Genomic DNA, 19,160 nt, shown 5'->3' with positions numbered 1-19,160 from the left:
CCGTCGATGGTCCTCACGGTGAAGCCGTCGAGCTGGTGAGCGGGAAGCGGCGACGTTAGAGGGCTCGGTCTACCAGGCGATCGACGACTGACGCCCCGTGTCTCGCCGGGGCCCGCGCGCTGGCGCGGAGCGACCTCCTCGCCGCGGCGGACGCGGATAACGTTCGAGGCGGCCGAGTGGGCCCGAGTTGCCTGGATCCACGGGCTGGGACGGGCGTAGAGTTCGCTACCGCATTGCCTCAGCCCAGCACGCTGTCCGCTTCACGATCGCCCGGCGCAACGCTTCTCGAGCTGCGACTCCACCCGGTCGTGCTCGCTGCCGGCACGGTGATCGACGGGCGCTTCGAGGTCGAAGCGCTCGCGGGCAGCGGCGGCATGGGGACGGTGTTCCGGGCGCGGGATCGGCAGAGCGGCGCGCTCGTGGCCCTCAAGCTGCTGCACCTGACCGGCTCGGTCACGCAGGGCGAGCGCTTCGCGCGCGAGGCGCGGCTGTTGGCGAAGCTGAGCCACCCGGGCATCGTGTCGTATGTCGCGCACGGCCAGGCGCCCGATGGCCCGCTCTACCTGGCCATGGAGTGGCTCGACGGGTGCGACCTGGCGCAGCACCTGGACCGGCACCGGGGGCTGACGGTGGCGCAGGGCCTCGCGCTGGTGCGCAGCGTCGCCGAGGCGCTGACCGAGGCGCACCGCCAGGGCGTCGTGCACCGCGACATCAAGCCCAGCAACCTGTTCCTGCGCGATCACAGCCTGGAGCGCGTGATGGTGCTCGACTTCGGGGTCGCGCGCGACGTGGCGCAGTCGACCCGGATGACCGGCTCCCGCGCGCCCGTGGGCACGCCCGGGTACATGGCGCCCGAGCAGGCGCGGGCGCAGCCGAGCGTCGGACCCAGCGCCGACATCTTCTCGCTCGGGTGTGTACTGTTCGAGTGCCTGGCGGGCCGGCCCGCGTTCGTGGGCGAGCACCTCGTGGCGCTCCTCACCAAGATCCTCTTCGAGGAGGCGCCGCCGCTGCGCAGCGTGTGTCCCTCGGCCCCAGCGTGCCTGGAGGCGCTGGTCGCGCGCATGCTCGCCAAGGAGCCCGCACGGCGCCCGCAGGACGCCGCCGCGCTGCTCGCCGAGATCGACGCGCTGGAGCTCGGGGCTCAGCGGGCGCCCTCCGCGCAGCCGACGGCTGGCGCGCTGCCCGCCGTGGGGGCTTCGGAGCAGCGGCTCGTCAGCGTCATCCTGGCCTCGTCCCACCTCGACGACGCGCAGGCGCCGCTGCGGCGGAGCGCCGCGCGGGAGGCGCTGTCGGCGCACGGCTGCTGCCTCGAGGAGCTGGCGGACGGCTCGATGGCGGCGGCCCTCGTCCAGTCGCCCCACGGCGCGGCGACCGATCTCGCGGTGCAAGCCGCGCGATGCGCGATGCGCCTCCAGGCCCGCTGGCCCGAGGCCCAGGTCACGCTGGCCACGGGGCGCGGGGTGCTGCGCGAGCAGCTGCCCCTCGGCGAGGCCGCCGACCGGGCCGGACGCCTCCACCGGGCGCGCGCGGCGGACGAGCCCCTCCGCGAAGGCGCAAGCGCCGTGTGCCTGGATGACGTCACCGCCCGCCTGGTGGATGCGCACTTCGAGGTGCGCCGGCGGGAGGACGGCAGCTTCATGCTCGGCGGCGAGCGCACGTTCGCGGACGAGACGCGGCCTCTCCTGGGCAAGCCCACGCCCTGCGTGGGGCGCGAGCAGGAGCTGGCCACGCTCGAGGTCGCGCTCGCCGAGTGCATCGAGCGGCCGACGGCGCGCGCCGTCGTGGTCACGGCGCCCCCGGGCGTCGGCAAGTCGCGCCTCCGGCACGAGTTCTTGCGGCGCCTGCGCGCGCGCGAGGACGTCGAGGTCCTGCTGGGGCGAGGAGATCCCCTGAGCGCGGGGACCTCGTACGGGCTGCTGAGCCAGGCGCTGCGCCGGCTGTGCGGCGTCGTCGACGGGACCGAGCCCGCCGAGCAGCAGGCGCGCCTCATCGAGCGCACCGGACGTCACGTCGAGGCCGCCCGGGCGCGTCCCATCGCCGAGTTCCTGGGCGAGATGTGCGCGATCCCCTTCCCCGACGACGGCAGTCCGGAGCTGCGCGCCGCGCGCGGCCATCCGCCGCAGATGAGCGCGCGGATCACCCAGGCATTCGTCGACTTTCTGCGCGCAGAGTGCGCCGCGCACACCGTGCTCCTGGTCCTGGAGGACATGCACTGGGGCGACGCGCTCACCGCGCGCCTCGCCGACGACGCGCTGGCCGAGCTCCGCGAGCAGCCCTTGATGGTCCTCGCCCTGGCGCGATCGGAGCTCGCCGAGCTCTTCCCGGGGCTGTGGGAGCAGCGCAGGCGGCAGACGCTCGAGCTGCGCGGATTGAACCAGCGCGCGTGTGAGCGTCTCGTCCAGCAGGTGCTCGGCCCCCAGCTCGCCAGTGCCCACATGGGCCGCATCGTCGAGCAGGCCGCCGGCAACGCCCTGTACCTGGAAGAGCTGATCCGCGCCGCGGCAGCGGGCAACCTCGAGGAGCTGCCCGGCGCCCTCATGGCCATGCTCCAGGGCCGGCTGCTCCGGCTCGACGCCGGCGCACGGAGCATCCTGCTCGCCGCGAGCGTCTTCGGCGAGACGTTCTGGCGCGGCGGCCTCGTCGCCCTGCTCGGCGGCGCAGCCAGCCAGGAGGCCATCGACAGCGGCCTGAGCGCGCTCATGGCCGAGGAGGTCATCGCGTTTCATCGCGACAGCCGGCTCGCGGGAGAGCTGGAGTACCGGTTCCGCCACGCCCTCCTGCGCGACGCCGCCTACAGCCTCCTGACCGACGAGGAGCGGGTGGTGGGGCACCGCGCCGCTGGCGCCTACCTGGAGGCCATGGACGAACGCGACGACCTCGTGCTGGCCGAGCATTATGAGCTCGGCAAGGATACCGCACGCGCCGGCTCATTCTTCCTGCGTGCCGCTCTCCAGGCGAACCGCAGAGGCGACGGTGATGCCACGCTGGCGCACGCGCGGCGGGGCCTTCGGTGCGACATCCCGGAGGACGTGCGGCTCCAGCTTTACGCAATCCACGACGAAGGCCACTCGTGGCGCGGCGACTTCCGCACCGGCAGCACGTACAGCGAGGAGATGCTCCGGCAGGCACCCCCGGGGAGCACCACGTGGTGGATCGGGGCGGCCAGCAAGGTGTGCCGCGCCATGGTCTTCGGGACTCCCGAGGAGGAAGCCGACACCCTCCGTCTCGTCGAGCAGGTCGTTCAGGTCGAAACGCCTGCTGAAGTCCTCGGAACCGCAGCCTTCGCTTTGTTCGCTATTGCGGGCGTGGCGCGCCTGCGATGCCGCTTCGAGACCACGTCGCGGGTGCTCGCGCGTCTCGATGCCCTCGTCGAGCCCATCGCGGCGACCGATCCTGTCGCGCGCGGATGGAGGAGCGTCGCCCATGCGTCCTTGCTCGGCTTCGGCGCGGAGCACCCGCTCTCCGCCCTGCGGTCGGCCAGGGCTGCCGAGCAGAGCTTCAAGGAAGCCGGGCACGTCCGGGGCGCGCTGTTCGGCAGGCTCCTGGCCGGGTTCAACCTGCATCTGCTGGGTAGACCCGACGAGGCGGAGCGGGAGCTTTGCGCCACGCTGGTCCGAGGGGAGGAGTTCGGGCCGTACTCGGTCGTGCGCACGGCCTCCCTCATCCAGATCCTCGCCGGCCGAGGAGCCCTCGACGAGGCCGAGCGCCAGGCCGTGCTCTTCGTCGAGTCCTCGGCCGGCAAGGACCACCCGGCGGAAGAGGGGCTTGCGCGATGGGTGTTTGCGGATGTGCTGCTGCGCCGAGGCGACGCCGGGCGCGCGGAGGCCGAGGCCCGCGCGGGGTGCGCGCTCTTGACGTACGTGACCCTGTACCTGTGGCCAGGGCTCGTCGTCGTCGCGGCCGCGCAGCTCGCGCAGGGGCGCGCCGCCGACGCGCTCGCGACTGCCCGGCACGTCATCGACCACGGCAGGGGCTTCGCCGCCCTCGGCTCGAAAGCGGCGCTCGTCCGGCTCATCCATGCCGAGTCCCTCCACGCGCTCGGCGAGCACGCCGCCGCCTCGGCGGTCCTCGCCGAGGCCCACCGCCGCCTGCTGGAGCAAGCCGAGAGGATCGACGACCCCGAGATGCGGCGGAGCTTCCTGGAGGGTGTGCCCGAGCATGCGCAAACTCTCGCGCTCGCCCGGGATGGCCTGGCATCGCGCCGGTAGAGCTCCCTTCCGCCGCGAGGGCTCCGCGTCTCGGTGCCCGGGCTGTCTTGACGGGCTTGCTCGATGCGCACGGGCGTTGAGCCGAGCTGTCGCCGGTCAGTGACGGCTGTCGCCGGTAGTTGACACCTGTCACTCATCGAGGACGGCCGGCGCGTCCGTCCGGAGCCGGCCCGCGGACGTCTCCTCCGTCGCCTGGCCCGAGGCGCTCACCCTCCCCGAGCGCGAGGCCGCATTGCTCGCGCACGTGATGCCCCGCCGCACGTCGAGGGGAACCTCCCTGTTCAATCGGCATGGGCGTTGCGTTGAGCGTCGTCGAGAACGCGAGCCATTCCACCTGCGTGCAACCCGCGGCAAGTCGGCCGGCGCACCGCTCTGCAACAGCTCGCATGGAGATCAACATGAGTAGAAGACCCATCCTTCGTGAGATGAACGTGGTGCTGTACGTCGCGGCTGCGAGCTCGCTCGCTGGATGCACTGTGGAGGCGGAAGGCGACGCGGCGCTCGAGCCTCTTGCGGCGACCGAGTGCGCCGCCGATCCGCTCGAGTATGACATCGCCTACAGCGAAGGCTCTCCGTGGTTCAACGTCGCGACGGATTGCGGCGCAGCCCCGTTGACGGCCTGCCTGCAAACGCGGCTCGACTCGATGAACTTCGCCTACCGCGACACCCATCCGGGGGTGGCACCGCCGAATCCGGTCATCTACTTTCCAGACGCCGCCGCCCCGTACCTGATCGACGCTACCTTGAACGTCAAGGGGATTCACGGGGTCACGTTCGTCGGACAGAGCCCGACCGGCACGGTCCTGAAGTGGAACGCCCCCCCGCCCTCGGCGGCGTGTGGGCCGGAATGCCCGCAGAGGTCGATGTTCTGGATCAACGGCTCGGACCATGTCCACATCAAGCGCATGACGCTGGACGGGGCCGGGGCGGCGAGCACGGCGACCTCGCTCATTCGAGTGGGATTTCTCCTCGACAAAGGCCACAACTTCCAGTCCACCGGGAACGGGTTCGATGACCTCCACCTCATGAACGCCGAGTACGGCATCTTCGCAGGAGGGCTGACCAACGCGGGCGACGACCACACGACCGTCCGGCGGGTGAGCTTCGCTCATATGACGTCGGCAGGTCTCCGTACCGAGGGGTTCCAGGCGCTCAACACCAATATCTGGGACTCGTCGTTCAGCTTCTGCGACATCGGCGTCTTGAGCCACTTTGGCAACGTCAACGTCTACAACAGCAGCTTCCGGTCCTCCACGACGGCCGACGTCAAGACCACGGATTCGGATCACTTCACGCTGCAAGGGAACGTTTCCATACGTTCGCCGCGGTTCCTGCTGGCGGAGGGCGGGGGAAACTGGCTCATCCAGAACAACAAGATCCGCGTGGCGTCACCGACCGCCATCCACCTCAGCCACCCCGGCTCGGCTGTGGTCGTGGACAACGTGATCCAGACGGAGGCGCAGACGACCGACCCGAACGACACGAGGGCCTTCTTTCCGATCGTGGTCGTGAAGAACAGCAACCAGGACGTCACGATCACCGAGCACGTGAACATGATCATCACGGGCAACTGGTTCAACCACGCGGTGGACAAAACGCTCTGCGTCATCAAGGACGGCACCGATTACTTCGGAATCAATGCAAAGGACCAGTGCGAAGCGTCGCAGGAGGAACCCCTGAGCGCGAGGCCCCAGCCCGGCGGAGGGTACTTCTACGGCAACCATTTCCCTGGCCGTGGCGTGGTGATCCCAGCCGTGTCGCCTCCGGCGCCGCCCCCGGCGCCCACGGCCAAAACGGCCTCCCTGACCGTCACGCCGAGGTGCTACGACCCGGGCACCGGGAACCCGATCCAGCCCTGCCTCGTCGACGGCGCCCCCTATGACGACGCGATGGGGATCCAGGCCGCGATCGCGGCCGCGGACGCGGTCGTCGGCGACACCCACATCGTCGTGCATCTGCCGGCAGGCACCTACCAGATCCCGCGGACGATCACGGTCCCGGCCGGGAAGACGTTCGAGATCTTCGGCGACGGCGAGAGCAACACCGGGACCGTGCTGCGCTGGACCGGCTCGACCGACGACTACATGTTCCATCTCTACCACCCTTCTCGCGCAGCGTTCCACGACCTCCGCATCGAGAACAGCGCGTACGGCGGGGGCACGTCCTTGCAAGGCCGTGGCATTCACATCGATTCAGCGGCGGATGACACCGGCATCGTCTACCTGAACGCGTTCGTGGCCCCGCTCGTCGGATCCGCGCTCACGCGGCCGCACATCGCGACCGACCCGGTGGATCGCACCGAGAACGTCGGGTTCTCGTTCACGGGGCTCGACAAGCTCAGGGTCTGGGCCGAGCAGAGCGGCGTCAGCGGGGGCAACGTCGCCGTCCGCGTCCAGGGCGGCGGCGCCGGCGCGACGTCGATGAACAACGTCACTGCGGTGAAGTTCTTCGGGCCTGTCGCCTCCGCGATCCACGAGACGCAGTTCGAGGTGACGGATCATGGGAACCTCTACGTGAACGGGCTCGCCGCCGAGGGCCTCACGCATGCCTTTCAGCTCGGCTCCGAGCGCGCGCCGGGCGCCTCCGGGCGCCTCACGATCGTCAATGGCAAGGAGGCGGTCACGACGAACAACACGCCGGTCTGCGGCGTCACGCATCCGGGCCAGATCCGCATCGACGACTTCCAGGGTGACGTGAGCCTGTTCGGCCTCAACACCACGGCCCCCGTGAGCGTCCTCACGAGGAGCGCAGCCGTGGCGCACGTCCTTGTGTTCGGCAACGTCTACAGGAATCACTGGCAATGGTTTCGCAGATCCGGGATGCTGTCATCGGACACGGCACAATGGAACGAAGATGGGCCGGCGACCCCCATTTCTTACGTGCTCGACCCCAACCCGGTAGTCCAGGGCTGGCCCACCGTATACTCCAGCTCCTGGAGCCAGACGTACATCGACTGTGCTGGGTACGAGGCCAACACCCAAAACTACGCAGGCTTCCCCGACGTGACGCCCCTGACCCAGTCGGAGTGCGATCCGGCGCACCCGGAGGTGGAGTGCAGCAAGACCGGCTTCTTCAAGGTGGCCGGGGCGACGTCGTCGAGCAACGTGCGGTTCCTCAACAACTCGATGGTCGACCCCACGTGGCTGTCGCCACACGCCTGTCGGGACATCACTCCGCCGGGCGCCCCGGTCGTCACCCCCGCCATCGACCTCGCGCTCACCGAGGTGCGGAACGCCGCGCGCGGCAGCACGGCGCGCCCGTGCTCGCCGACCGTGACCGACGCCCGGTTCTTCCGCATCATCGTCGGCGCGAAATTCACGCACAACGCGCTCTCGATCGACCCCTACTGAGGGCGCCTCGCGGCGCCGAAGAAGGACCTTCTGAATCCCCGAACCTGATCCGGGAACGTCAGCAACTCCGGTTCGCGAGCTTCATGAACGGCGGCGGCGGCGTGTTCGCGACCGGCGACCACGACGATCTCGGCGCCGACCTCTGCGCCAAGGTGCCCCGGGTGCGCAGCATGCGGCGCTGGGGCGCGGACTACTCGTGGACGTCGACGCAAGACCGGGACACGCTCGGTGCCAACCCAACCAAGTCGCCGCCTCCCTTCGGCCCCTATCGGCTTGACACCCTGGCCCCGGGGCACGACAACTACTACGAGTTCCAGGATCAATCGGAGGACGTGCCGCAGCGCATCGACCCGGAATGGCAGGCGATCAGCTCGAGCGGCACCCGCGTCGCCGGCGGCCATTTCAGGGCGACCCAGCGCGTGCCGCACCCGCTCCTCTGCGGGCCGAAGGGCGTCATCACGGTGCTCCCCGACCACATGCACGAAGGACGCTGCCAGGTCCCGGAGACGCTGGACACGACGTTCAAGATCGGCAGCCAGACCCTCGACGAGTACCCGAAGCGCGCGAGCGGCGTCCGGGTGTCACCGGAGGTCGTCGCGTGGGCCACCGCCAACGGGAGGAAGCGCGACCCGAGCTTCCAGGATCCCGAGTCATTCAAGGATTCCAACACCAGGGTCCACGGGGACTACTTCCCCGTCATCGTCGCGTACAACGGCCATCGCGCGAGCGTCGGCCGCGTGGTCCTGGACTCGACCTTTCATCACTTCGCCAACATCAACGTGACCGGCGTCAAGCACGAGTTCCAGGGCGAAAACGACCCCTCTACTCCGGTCAACGCGCAGGGGTTCCTCGCGTCCCCCGAGGGCCAGGCGCACTACGAGCAGATCAAGACCTACTGGCGCAACATCGCGCACTGGATCTGCCGGCCCGAGACCCTCCAGGTGATCGCATGGGACCTCCTCAAGGACGTCGCGCTCGACCCGCACACGCGCGCATGGCCCGCCCTGTACTCGACACGCGCGGTCGCCCGGACGCGCGCCGCTGGCGGACCGCCGCGCTCCGCGAGCGTCGAGTCCCTTCATTCACCGCTCGATGATCATCACCGCTCGCCGGTCCGCAGATCGTACCGGTCGATCAAGCGATGGACGAGCTGCCGTGAAACGCCGATGGCGTCCGCGGTCCGCGACACGTTCCCGCCGTGCTCCCGGAGCTTGGCGGCCAGGTAGCTCCGCTCGAACCGCTCGACCACCGCCTCCCGGCCCTCGAGCAGCGGGAGATGGATCAGCCCCCGGAGCTCCGCGTCCGCGCCACCGGACGCCGGAGCAGGCCCGGGCGGCGGCGGCGCGGCGGCGAACCCGAGCGCCTCCCGGCCGAGCTCGGGGAAGAGCAACAGCCGCGCTACCGTGTTGCGGAGCTCGCGCACGTTGCCGGGCCAGTGTCGTGCGCTTCGAGGAGCGCCATGGCGTGCGGGGGCAGATCGTCGAGAGTACGGAGGGGCTCCTTCTGGGCGAGGAAGCGCTCCACCAGCAGCGGGATGTCGTCCTTGCGCTCGCGCAGCGACGGCACGTTCGCCTCCACGACGGCGAGCCGATAGTAGAGGTCCTGCCGGAACGCGCCCGACGCGACCTGCGCTCGGAGGTTCCGGTGGGTGGCGGCCACTACCCGGGCGTCGAAGTCGAGCCACTCATTGGCGCCGATGCGGCGCACCTTCCGTGCTTCCAGCGCGCGGAGCAGCTTCGGCTGGAGGTCGAGCGGCAGCTCGCCGATCTCGTCGATGAACAGCGTGCCCCCGTCCGCCTGCTCGAGCAGCCCCGCGTGCGCCGCCGCCGCGCCGGTGAACGCCCCGCGGACATGGCCGAAGAGCTCCGCCTCGAGCAGGCTCGGGGCGATCGCGCTGCAATCGAACACGACGAACGGCTTGGCTCTCCGCGGGCTGTGGGCGTGGATCGCGTGGGCCAGCACCTCCTTGCCGGTGCCCGACTCGCCGAGCAGGAGGATCGTCTCCGAGGTCGCCGCGGCGCGCTCGAGCCTGGCGAAGAGCGCGCGCATCGAGAGGCTCCGGCCGACGGCGTCGCCGAAGCGCTCCGAGGACGAGAGCGAGATGAGAGAGGGGGCGCTGCCTGCGCGGGCGGCGAGGCGCGTGCTGCCGATGGTCACGGGGACGCCCGCGGGGAGGAAGATCTCGACGATGGGCACCTCGCCGAGGAAGGTGCCGTTCTTGCTGCCGAGATCGCGGAGGGAAATGCCGCGCGGGGTCAGCCGGAGCTCGCAGTGCCGGCGCGACACGCGGGCGTCGGCGACGACCAGATCACACTCCGGGCTGGTACCGACGACGAACGATTCCATGCCCAGGGTAGCCTCGACCGCGCTGCCCTGGGCGGGCGTCGCCGTGATGAGCACGGACGGAAGCGAGACCGCGGGCCCCGCGGCGTTGGTCAGCGTCGTGGTAGAAAACGAGCTTGCGGCCATGGCGTGGAGCCGATGGTCGCGCGTTCCCCCGGGGTGTCAAGGGCCGTGGTCGCTGGCGGGAACGACGCCCCGCGAGACGTCGGATGCCCGTCCTGCGCATTGAGAACCGCAGTCATAAAGGAGATGCCAGTCGCGCGCGGCGAGCCTCGTCTCGATCGCGTTGTACGTTGGACCGCCTTCGCCGAGGGTGCAGGTCCAGTCACCTTGCCCAGGAGTCGCCTCCGTGCAGCGGGGGTATGCCGACGGGTCCGATGGCGTCCGGAGCACGTTGACGTGGCACTGATTCGGCGTGCTGCCCGGCGCGCTGACCTTCGTCCAGCTGGTGCCATCAGGTGAAAGCCTGCCGCAGATCCGCCACTGGATGGCCTCGTCGGGGGTACTGCAGCGACTCGTGAGGCCGTCGAGGGGTAAAGCGTAGAGCGCGATCTTGGTCAACGCTCCCACGGTCAGATCCGGCACGGCGAGCCACACGGCCTCCCGGAAGTAATGGTTCGGAGGGGAGACCGCCGGATTGGAGGTCACGCCGATCCCCTTGAGCCAGATCGGCACGGGCCTCCCGAACGCGTTCAGGCGCGCGATGAGGCAGGTGTGGACATCCACCGCTCGCTGCAGCGGTTGGTCGCTGAGCGGGGACGTCAACCAGCTCTGGCCAGGGCCCTGCAGGAGACCCTCGCCGATGAAACCCTGGAAGCTCGGATCGGGTTCCCCGATCGCAGCGGTCATGTCCCACGTTTCGCCCGTGGCGAAGGCGCAACCGATCATGTCCGCGAGCAGCAGGCGGTTCTGGACTTCCGATTCTTGTGGCTGATAGCCGCCCGAGAGGGGCTGGGGGAGCGGGAAGGTACCGAGCCAGCTTTGCCGCCCCAGGTGGTGCGTGTTCCCAGCGCCCGCCAGACCCCAAGGATTGTTGAGCGGCTCGCGCATCAGGCCGTTGATGTGGTCCACGTTGGGGTAGTACGTCTCCGGCTTGAGGCCGTTGGTGGTACCGCCTCCGGTATTGATACCGTCCTGCTTGAGCCCGCCGAGACCGATCCCGATGGCTGGATCTTGCTCCGCCTCCCCGATCGGGGGGTCCAGCGGGGGGCCGCCCCCCGTGGTGGTACCGTCCTGCTTGAGCGCGCCGAGACCGGTCCCCAGGGCTGGATCCCGCTCCGCCTCCCCGCTCGGGGGGTCCAGCGCGAGGCTGCACCCCGTCGTCGAAAGGAGACCCACGCCTGCGATCGTCGTCATCCGGAGAAAAACTGAGCTCATAATCACCCTCGCATGGTGGAAAAAGCGACCGAGAGCTCGAGTCGAGCCGGCCGTGCGGCATGACTTCGCAACGCTCGTGCCAGCTGTGCTCCTTGCCCTTCCGGCGCCCCTCGTGTCCTCTGCCAGCGACACCTGTCGCAGGGCCATTCCACCCGTCGTCTTCCTCGGGTGACAACCGCGCGGGAGCCCTTCGCCGCGCACGTATCTCACGTACCTTCCGGGTCAGGATGACGGTATCCTCCGCGGCATGGCCAGGGAGCAGCCTGCGGAGAAGCCGACGCGCTCGCAAAGCGGCGGAGATCGCTCGGAAAAAGCGTCCCCCGATACGCTCCTCGGACACGCCGATACGGTCCCCGCGGGCCCTGCGCCGGAAGGGGCCGATCGGTTCACCGTGACGGCCACCGCGCCCGTCGCGGGCGGCTCCAAGCTGGAGCTCGCGCTGGTCGACGTGCTCCCCGCTCCCGTGGAGCTCCCGGCGCTGCCGCCCTCGATCCTCGACCGCTACGAGTGCGCAGGGATCCTCGGCCGGGGCGGCATGGGCGCGGTCTACCGTGCCAGAGACAGGCGGCTCCAGCGCGACGTCGCGCTCAAGTTCGTCTTCGGCGACGACTCCGAGCCCGGCGAGCGCCTCCTCCGGGAGGCGCGGTCACAAGCGCGCCTCGACCACCCGAACGCCTGCAAGGTCTACGAGGTCGGCGTCGCCGACGGCAAGCGCTACATCGCGATGCAGCTCGTCGTCGGCGCCTCGTTCGACGCGATCCGGGGGCAAACGACGCTCGAAGAGAAGCTGCGGATCGTCCGGCAGGTGGCGCTGGCGCTGCACGAGGCGCACCGGCTCGGGCTCGTGCACCGGGACGTCAAGCCGAGCAACATCATGGTGGAGCGGGCGGAGGACGGCTCCTGGAGGCCGTTCCTCATGGACTTTGGCATCGCCCGCGACATCGGCGAGCAAGGGCGCACCGCGACCGGCGTCATCACGGGGACGCCCGCGTTCATGGCGCCGGAGCAGGTCCGTGGAGAGATCCGGGCGCTGGACCGGCGCACGGATGTCTACAGCCTGGGAGCGACGCTCTTTGACGTCCTCGCCGGGCGCCCGCCGTTCAACCCGCCGAACACCTGGCAGCTCTTCGATGAGATCATGAGCCGTGAGGCGCCGCCGATCCGCAGGGTGAGCCCGGAGGTGCCCGAGGACGTCGAGGCGATCCTGGTCAAGTGCCTCGAGAAAGAGCCGAACCGGAGGTACGACTCGGCGAAGGCCCTGGGTGAGGACCTGCAGCGGTTCCTCGACGGCGATCCGGTCGGGGCGCGCCGGCTGTCGACGGGCTACGTCCTGCTCCGGAAGGCAAGGAAGCACAAGGCGCTCGTCGCGCTCGCGGGTGCGGCGCTCGTCGCGGTGGTAGTCCTCGCTGCGGTGTGGATCCGCGGGAAGCGGCTCGCGGCGGAGCAGGCCGACCTCTCGCGGGAGCTCGGCGAGGCCGCGAAGGCGATGGAGGTCTTCCTGCGGATCGCCTACGGGCTGCCGCTCCACGACATCGAGCACGAGAAGGACGTCGTGAGGACCAGGCTCCAGGACATCGATGGGCGACTGGCCGCGGCGGGGAGCATGGGGGAGGGCCCCGGGCACTACGCGCTCGGGCGCGGGTACCTGGCCTTGCAAGAGCCGGATCAGGCGCTCTCGCATTTCCGGCTGGCGAGCGCGGCGGGGTACGCCTCGCCAGAGCTCGACTACGCGATGGGCCTGGCGCTCGGGGAGCTCTGTACCAGGGCGCTCGAGGAGGCGAAGCGGATCGAGGATCCAGAGAAGAAGAAGGCGCGCGTCGCCGCGATCGAGGCGGAGTACAGGGAGCCTGCGCTCCAGCACTTGCGGGGGTCGCGCGGCGCAGAGGTCGAGTCCGCCGCGTACGTGGAGGGGGTCATCGCGCTCCACGAAGGCAAGTACGAGGAGGCGGTCGCGAAGGCGAGAGAGGCCTCCCGGAAGGCGCCCTGGCTCTACGAGGCAAAGAAGCTCGAGGGCGACGCCCGCTTCGCCCTGGGGAGCCGGTTCCGCCACGACGCGGCGTTCGATATCGACAGGATGATGGAGCACTTCCAGCTCGCGGCGGAGGCCTATGGCGTCGCGTCGGAGGTCGCGAGGAGCGATCCGCGGGTCCACGAAGGAGAGTGCGAGCTCTGGGCCCAGGTCATGAACGCCGCGACCGCTCGGAGAGAGACCCTGAGGTCGAGCTTCGACAAGGCCAAGGCCGCCTGCGGTCGGGCGATCGCGGCGAGCTCGAGGCGCGACGTCGGCCACCTCAAGCTCGCGTTCGTTCAGGCCAGCTTCGGGTGGTTGAGCGCCACCGGGGTCATCACGGATGATCCCGGGGAGGTGATCGAAGCGACGCTCACGCAGGCGCGGGAGGTCATGCTGCGGAGCCCCCGGGAGCCCATGGCGCCCTACGTCATGGGGTATGGGCTGCTCGCCGAAGCCAGCTACCTGAACAACCGCGGCCTCGACAGTCTCTCCTCGGTCGACCGCGGCATCGTGGCTTACGAGCAGGCCATCCGCCTGGATCCGGTGTTCCTCTGGGCCATGAACGATCTCGGTGTCATGTACTTGATGAAGGTTCAAAACGAGAGATTTCACGGGCTCGACCCCACGGCCTCCCTGGAGAGGTCGCTGGAGATCCTCGACCGTGCGATGAAGCTCGATCCCAGCTTCATGGGCCCGCGCCACGGGAAGATCCGCGCGCACCTGTGGATGGCGGATTATCTCGTCGACACAGGCGGAGACCCGGAGCGCGACCTGGACCTCGTCCGGCGGTCGGTCGAGGACATGAGAAAGCTGAGCCGCGACTGGCAGGCAGCGGATTACATACTATCCTACGCTCACTGGCTCAAGGCCAGTCACGACCTGGACAGAGGACTGGATCCGAGCGCCTCGCTCGATGAGGGGATGCGGTGCGCGAACGAGCTTGCGAGGCTCGCGCCCGCGTCGGTGAGCGCGTACGAGGCGTCCGGAAGGCTCGAAATGACGCGGGCGCTCTACCTGCTGCGGCGAGGGGAGGATCCGGCGCCCGCGCTCCGCGTTGCCCGGGAATCCTTTCGACAGGCCATGAAGGCGACGCCCTGGGATCTCGGTTACCGCGTTTGGTGTGCTCGCGTCGAGATCCTCCACCTTGGCTGGACATCGAAGGAGCGGCGGCTGGAGGCGGGGGACTTCGAGGCCGCCCGGGCGCCGCTCCTCCCGCTGCTCGACAGGGAGCGCGTCGACCCGCGCCTCTACGATGCGCTGGCCCAGATCGACGCGCTCGAGGCCGCGTGGCGCCTGGAGGGAGAGAAGACGGGCGCGGAGAAGGCCATCGAGCACGGGCTCGCGATGGCCGAGAAGGCGCTCGCCCTGAACCCCCGGCTGGCGAGGGCGCTCTTCACCAGGGGGAGCCTGCTCCTCGCGCGCGCACGCGCGGCGCGGGAGCGCGCGGCCCGGTTCGCTGCGGCTCGCAGCGCCGAAGGGGCGTTCACTGCAGCCTTGCGCGAAAATCCGCTGCTCGAGCGGGACGTCGAGCCTGCGCTCCGGCAGGCGAGGAGGTTGCTCGGCGAGCAGGGGGGTTGATCCGGACTGTCCAGCGACGACACCCGGCTTCGGCTCCGGGACGCCCACCCGTCCAGAGTACCGCCCTTTGGCGGGGGCCGGGAGGGCGCGGGCAATGCGCGGAGGGATGTCTCCGGGGGCTCCTGGCTCGGCATGCAGCGGGGCTTCGTCAGCTCTCCGCTCTCCTTCGTGATCGTTCCCGTGGGCGCGCGGCCCTGACCCGCAGAGACCAGGGCGAACCGCGCGGACCTCTGCTGGCACTCCGGGTGCAATGAGGGAGGTCGTCCCGCGCAGCGCAAAATGGCGCCAGCGAGGACGAGAGAAGACAAGACCTTCATCTCACGGAGATCACCATGAACGCTTCCTCGCTCTCCCACGTCGCTCGCAGTTTCATCAAGCTCCTCAGCATCACCGCGATGACCGTGCCGGCCACAGCCTGCGTGGTGGACGGGGAGGAGCCCGGCGGCCTGGACGTCGCCGCCGACGAGGCCGAGGTCTTCACCCGCACGATCGTCACGCTGCACGACGACGGGACCGAGACGGTCGAGCTGCGCGAGGTCACCCTCGGCGCTCAGCTCGGGGACCAGCATCTGCGCGCGCTCCGCCTCGCCGGCGAGCACGAGGGCCTCGGCACGGCCGCGGCCGCCATCTCGCGAGACTCCGGATGCGCCAGCGCGGCGATCTGGATCTTCGACCGGGCGAACCTGACGGGCAACGAGATCTGCTTCGTCGGCGGGGGCACGGTGGACCTCGAGGCCCACTGCCTGAACAGCGCCTGCAGCGACCGGTGGGGCCAGAACGTGCGCAGCTACTGGGCAGGCGTGGACTCGGGCCTGTTCAGCTTCAGCGCCGGCTACACCTGCGGATCGAGCCAGGGCACCTGCCTCGAGTTCGCCCCGTTCCAGCGGTGGAACTCGGTCTCTTCATGCGAGCAGCGGGCGCGCTACCTCAGCCTGCAGAGCCGCTGCGTCCCGGCCTGAGCGCCGCGCTGCTGGGCCCGGCGCGCGTGCCGCGCCGGGTCCTGCCAATCCGAGGCGGCTCAGCGGTTCCAGAGGGCAGCGAAGTTCGGCGCTGCCCCGCGCTGGTATCCGGTGACGGCGCGCAGCGCGAGGTTCGCCTGCCTCTGTTGCTTCAGTACCGCATTGAACTCGTTGCTGTCGAGATGGTGCTGGGCGAACGGCGAAGGGAGCTTGCTGTACCAGATCGCCACGATGTTGATCTGACGATCGATCAGGTAGGAGTTGAGGTAGCCGAGGTGCATGCCCTTCTTGAGGTTGCCGGTGAACTTCTGCTGGTACTCGGCCACCGACAAGCGGGAGTCTAGCTCGCAACCGCCAGCGTCGCGGGCTTCGTACGGCGCGGTGTACCGGCGCTGGCCGCCCACCACCACGACGCTGACGTTCACCGGTACGAAGCCCTTCTTCCTGAAATCGTCGTGCATGGCCTGGTGATCCTGCTGGCTTCTGTCGTGGTAAGCCACCGCGCCCGGGCCCGGTGACCTCAGAAAGATCGCCGCATAGCAGACGCAGCCGCGAGACGCGCTGTAATAGCTCTCGATGTGCGAGAGCCGGTAGCCCTGCTTCACCCTGAGATCAAACTCGGCCTGGTACTCGTTGCGGTTCATGCCATGCCGGGTCACGTAGTCCACCCCGGTGGAAGGCCTGAAGATGACGTTGAAGAAGCTCATGGTGACGCCGGGCGCGGGTGTGAGCTCATCGCCATCAATCCACGTCGGACGGAAACCGCTGGCGTGCATCTTCTCGAGCAGCGCCTGGTAGTGAAACATCCACGGCCTTGACGTGGATGGCCATGGATTCGTGGCTGCGGATGTCGACCCTGAGCATGACGCGGCCTCGCGCCTTGAGCGCGGCGCTGGACGCGGTCATCGGCAGGTAGGTCACTTTACCTGCTTCGAAAGGCTCCACTGCGATGCTGAGGTTGGGCTTGGACATGATCGCTCTCCTGAGGTGCAAGGTGGCGAGCTGCGCGCTGGATCCGGGATGGGTGCCTGGGCGCTACCAGGGATTTCCCAAGCGAAGAGCCCGCGGTCTCATCGCGATGCTCCGCTGCTTCACGGGTGTTGCACGGGGAATGCCGCCGCCCGGGAGCCGCGCCAGGCTCGGTGCACCCGACCTCGAATGGAGCCTCTTCAGGGCGCCAGACGACGTCGAGGATCCTCTCGTTGTCACCGGTCGAGGAGGTTCGTTGTCACCGGACGGTTCCACCTGTCGCTCTCCGGCGACAGGGAATGCCGACGTCCCTCCGTGGACAGCCCATGGGCGTCACCAGGAACGAGCCTGGGCCGGCCGCCCTGGCCCGCGCGACGCACGCGGCCCCGCTACTCTCCGAGCAGCCCGCTGCGCAGCGTGGTCGGGGAGTAGCCGAGCATGCGGCGGCAGGTCCGCGAGAAGTGCGCCAGGTCGGCGAACCCGGCGGCGTGGGCGGCTCCCGTCGCGTCGAGGCGCGCGGACGCCGCCACGGCCACGAGGAGCCGGCGCCAGAGCTGGTAGGTGCGGATTGGCAGCCCCACGTCGCGCACGAACAGCGTCTGGAGGTGCGCCTCGGAGATCCTGACGCGGGAGAGGGCGAGGCGCCGGTCGGCGGCCGGATGGCGCAGCGCCTCGAGCACGCGGGCGACGCGTCCGTCGAGGCCGCGGCGCGGCGCCTCGCGCCCGAGCCACGCCGCCGCCTCGCGCGCGAGCCCGGCCAGCACCTCGGGGTGGGCCAGCGACGCCCGGTGCGCCGCCGCCGCCTCCCCGAGGCGCGCCCGCAGGCCGCCCTCGAGCGGGAACGCCCCGCCGTGCCGACGCGAGTAGGCCGCCACGTCGGGCGCCATCTCCGGATCGTAGAGCAGCCCCACCGTGGGCCCGGGAGACGCGACCTCGTGCGGCAGGTGCGGCGGCACCACGACCACACGCCCGCGCACGCAGCCGCCGCCGGGCTCGGTCACGACCACGTCGGCGTCCAGCCCGACCAGGATCCCCACCCCGTGCTGCGCGTGAAGGGTGGACGTCGTCGACGTCGAGGCGCGCACCGCGAACTCCTCCGTCACCACCGCGCCGATCCGGGATTCGTTCAAGCGCTCCATCCAGCGGAACTCTACCGTATCCCCATGAGCCTGACGGACCTTCTCTCCGACGACGCGCGCCGCGATCCCTACCCGGTGTACGACCGGCTCCGGCGGAGCACTCCTGTGCTCCACGACCCGCGGGCCGATCTCTGGATGATCTTCGACTACGAGGGCGTGAAGCGGTCGCTCCACGATCACGACGCCTTCAGCTCCAGCATGGCGCCCGCCGGCCGCCCGGCCCCCGAGTGGTTCATCTTCTTCGACCCGCCGCGCCACACGCGCCTGCGCGCGCTCATCCTGCGGGCGTTCACCCCGGGGGTGGTCGCGGGCCTCGAGCCGCGGGTCCGCCAGCTCTCGCGCGAGCTCCTGGACCAGGCCGCCCCGCGCGGCGAGATGGACCTCTGCGCCGACTTCTCGGCCCCGCTGCCGATGATGGTGATCGCCGAGATGATCGGCGTCCCCGTCGAGGACCGCCCGCGGTTCTTGCGCTGGAGCGACGTGATCCTGAAGCTCAGCTACACGCTCTCGGGCGGCGAGGCGGCGGAGCGGGCGTCGCAGGAGTTCATGGCGGTGACCGCCGAGATGAGGGAGTACGTCGCGGGCCTGAGCGCAGCGCGGCGCGCGGCCCCGAAGGACGACCTCCTGACCAGGCTCGTCGAGGCCGAGGTGGACGGCGAGCGGCTGACCGAGGCGGAGATCCTCGGCTTCCTCCAGCTCCTCCTCGTGGCCGGCAGCGAGACGACGACGAACCTGATCAACAACGCGATCCTGAGCTTGCTCGAGGACCCGGCGCAGCTCGCCCGGGTGCTCGCGGCGCCGGAGCTCCTGCCCGCGGCGATCGAGGAGGTCCTGCGTTACCGCTCCCCGGTCCAGTGGATGTTCCGCGCGACGAGGCGCAGCGTGCAGCTCCACGGCCAGGTGATCCCCGCCGGCAAGCTCGTGCTCCCGGTCATCGGCTCGGCGAACCGAGATCCCCAGCAATTCCGCGACCCTGGCCGCTTCGACATCGGGCGCGATCCCAACCCGCACATCGCGTTCGGCCACGGCATCCACTTCTGCCTGGGCGCGCCGCTCTCGCGCCTGGAGGCGAGGATCGCCCTCTCGGATCTGCTCTCGCGGGCGCGGGGCCTCCGGCTCGCGACCGACGCGCCGTGGGAGCCGCGCAAGGCGCTCCACGTGCACGGCCCGGCGCGCCTGCCGATCCGCTTCGAGCCGGGCGAGCGCGCCACGGCGGCGGCCTGAGC

Annotated in this window: 11 protein-coding genes; 5 read left to right on the top strand and 6 right to left on the bottom strand. The window is 70.0% G+C overall.

From position 1 onward, the window contains the following. Window positions 1-308 precede the first annotated feature (308 nt). Together WMF43_RS48970 and WMF43_RS48965 are read left to right on the top strand one after the other, a co-directional pair. A complete protein-coding gene (locus tag WMF43_RS48970) occupies window positions 309-4,208 on the top strand; it encodes a serine/threonine-protein kinase (protein ID WP_437675780.1) in 3,900 nt (1,299 codons plus the stop codon). Window positions 4,209-4,606: 398 nt separating this feature from the next. Further along, window positions 4,607-7,558, top strand: coding sequence for a right-handed parallel beta-helix repeat-containing protein (locus WMF43_RS48965; protein WP_437675779.1), 2,952 nt, complete (start codon window positions 4,607-4,609; stop codon window positions 7,556-7,558). Between the two features lie 1,099 nt (window positions 7,559-8,657). On the opposite strand, the gene WMF43_RS48960 is transcribed toward WMF43_RS48965, so the two are convergent. The 3 genes from WMF43_RS48960 to WMF43_RS48950 all read right to left on the bottom strand — a co-directional run bounded on the left by WMF43_RS48960 (window position 8,658) and on the right by WMF43_RS48950 (window position 11,257). Beyond that, window positions 8,658-8,807 (bottom strand): helix-turn-helix domain-containing protein, encoded by a 150-nt coding sequence (locus WMF43_RS48960; RefSeq protein ID WP_437684239.1) that lies wholly within the window; start codon window positions 8,805-8,807, stop codon window positions 8,658-8,660. A gap of 149 nt (window positions 8,808-8,956) precedes the next feature. Beyond that, complete coding sequence (locus tag WMF43_RS48955) at window positions 8,957-10,027, bottom strand: sigma 54-interacting transcriptional regulator (protein ID WP_437675778.1); 1,071 nt, start codon at window positions 10,025-10,027, stop codon at window positions 8,957-8,959. Between the two features lie 36 nt (window positions 10,028-10,063). Continuing rightward, window positions 10,064-11,257, bottom strand: coding sequence for a hypothetical protein (locus tag WMF43_RS48950; protein WP_437675777.1), 1,194 nt, complete (start codon window positions 11,255-11,257; stop codon window positions 10,064-10,066). A gap of 268 nt (window positions 11,258-11,525) precedes the next feature. Between WMF43_RS48950 and WMF43_RS48945 the strand changes: the two genes are divergently transcribed. Together WMF43_RS48945 and WMF43_RS48940 are read left to right on the top strand one after the other, a co-directional pair. Then, the gene (locus WMF43_RS48945; RefSeq protein WP_437675776.1) at window positions 11,526-14,867 is read left to right on the top strand and encodes a protein kinase domain-containing protein; all 3,342 of its coding nucleotides are present in this window, start codon (window positions 11,526-11,528) and stop codon (window positions 14,865-14,867) included. Between the two features lie 332 nt (window positions 14,868-15,199). Beyond that, window positions 15,200-15,826: a hypothetical protein gene (locus WMF43_RS48940; RefSeq protein WP_437675775.1), complete on the top strand. Its 627-nt coding sequence runs from the start codon at window positions 15,200-15,202 to the stop codon at window positions 15,824-15,826. Between the two features lie 59 nt (window positions 15,827-15,885). On the opposite strand, the gene WMF43_RS48935 is transcribed toward WMF43_RS48940, so the two are convergent. The 3 genes from WMF43_RS48935 to WMF43_RS48925 all read right to left on the bottom strand — a co-directional run bounded on the left by WMF43_RS48935 (window position 15,886) and on the right by WMF43_RS48925 (window position 17,934). Further along, on the bottom strand, window positions 15,886-16,632 hold the full coding sequence (locus WMF43_RS48935) for a hypothetical protein (protein WP_437675774.1): 747 nt from the start codon (window positions 16,630-16,632) through the stop codon (window positions 15,886-15,888). Further along, window positions 16,568-16,798: a hypothetical protein gene (locus WMF43_RS48930; RefSeq protein WP_437675773.1), complete on the bottom strand. Its 231-nt coding sequence runs from the start codon at window positions 16,796-16,798 to the stop codon at window positions 16,568-16,570. The genes WMF43_RS48935 and WMF43_RS48930 overlap by 65 nt, the downstream gene beginning before the upstream one ends. A gap of 386 nt (window positions 16,799-17,184) precedes the next feature. Then, window positions 17,185-17,934: a helix-turn-helix domain-containing protein gene (locus WMF43_RS48925; RefSeq protein ID WP_437675772.1), complete on the bottom strand. Its 750-nt coding sequence runs from the start codon at window positions 17,932-17,934 to the stop codon at window positions 17,185-17,187. 24 nt (window positions 17,935-17,958) lie between these two features. On the opposite strand from WMF43_RS48925, the gene WMF43_RS48920 reads away from it, so the two are divergent. Beyond that, the gene (locus tag WMF43_RS48920; RefSeq protein WP_437675771.1) at window positions 17,959-19,158 is read left to right on the top strand and encodes a cytochrome P450; all 1,200 of its coding nucleotides are present in this window, start codon (window positions 17,959-17,961) and stop codon (window positions 19,156-19,158) included. Window positions 19,159-19,160 lie beyond the last annotated feature (2 nt).

The sequence above is a fragment of the Sorangium sp. So ce131 genome, from assembly GCF_051519095.1.
In the GTDB taxonomy this organism is placed as follows: Bacteria; Myxococcota_A; Polyangia; order Polyangiales; family Polyangiaceae; genus Sorangium.
The sequence above is the reverse complement of the archived record's forward strand: the minus strand, read 5'-3'. Positions and strand labels throughout refer to the sequence as shown.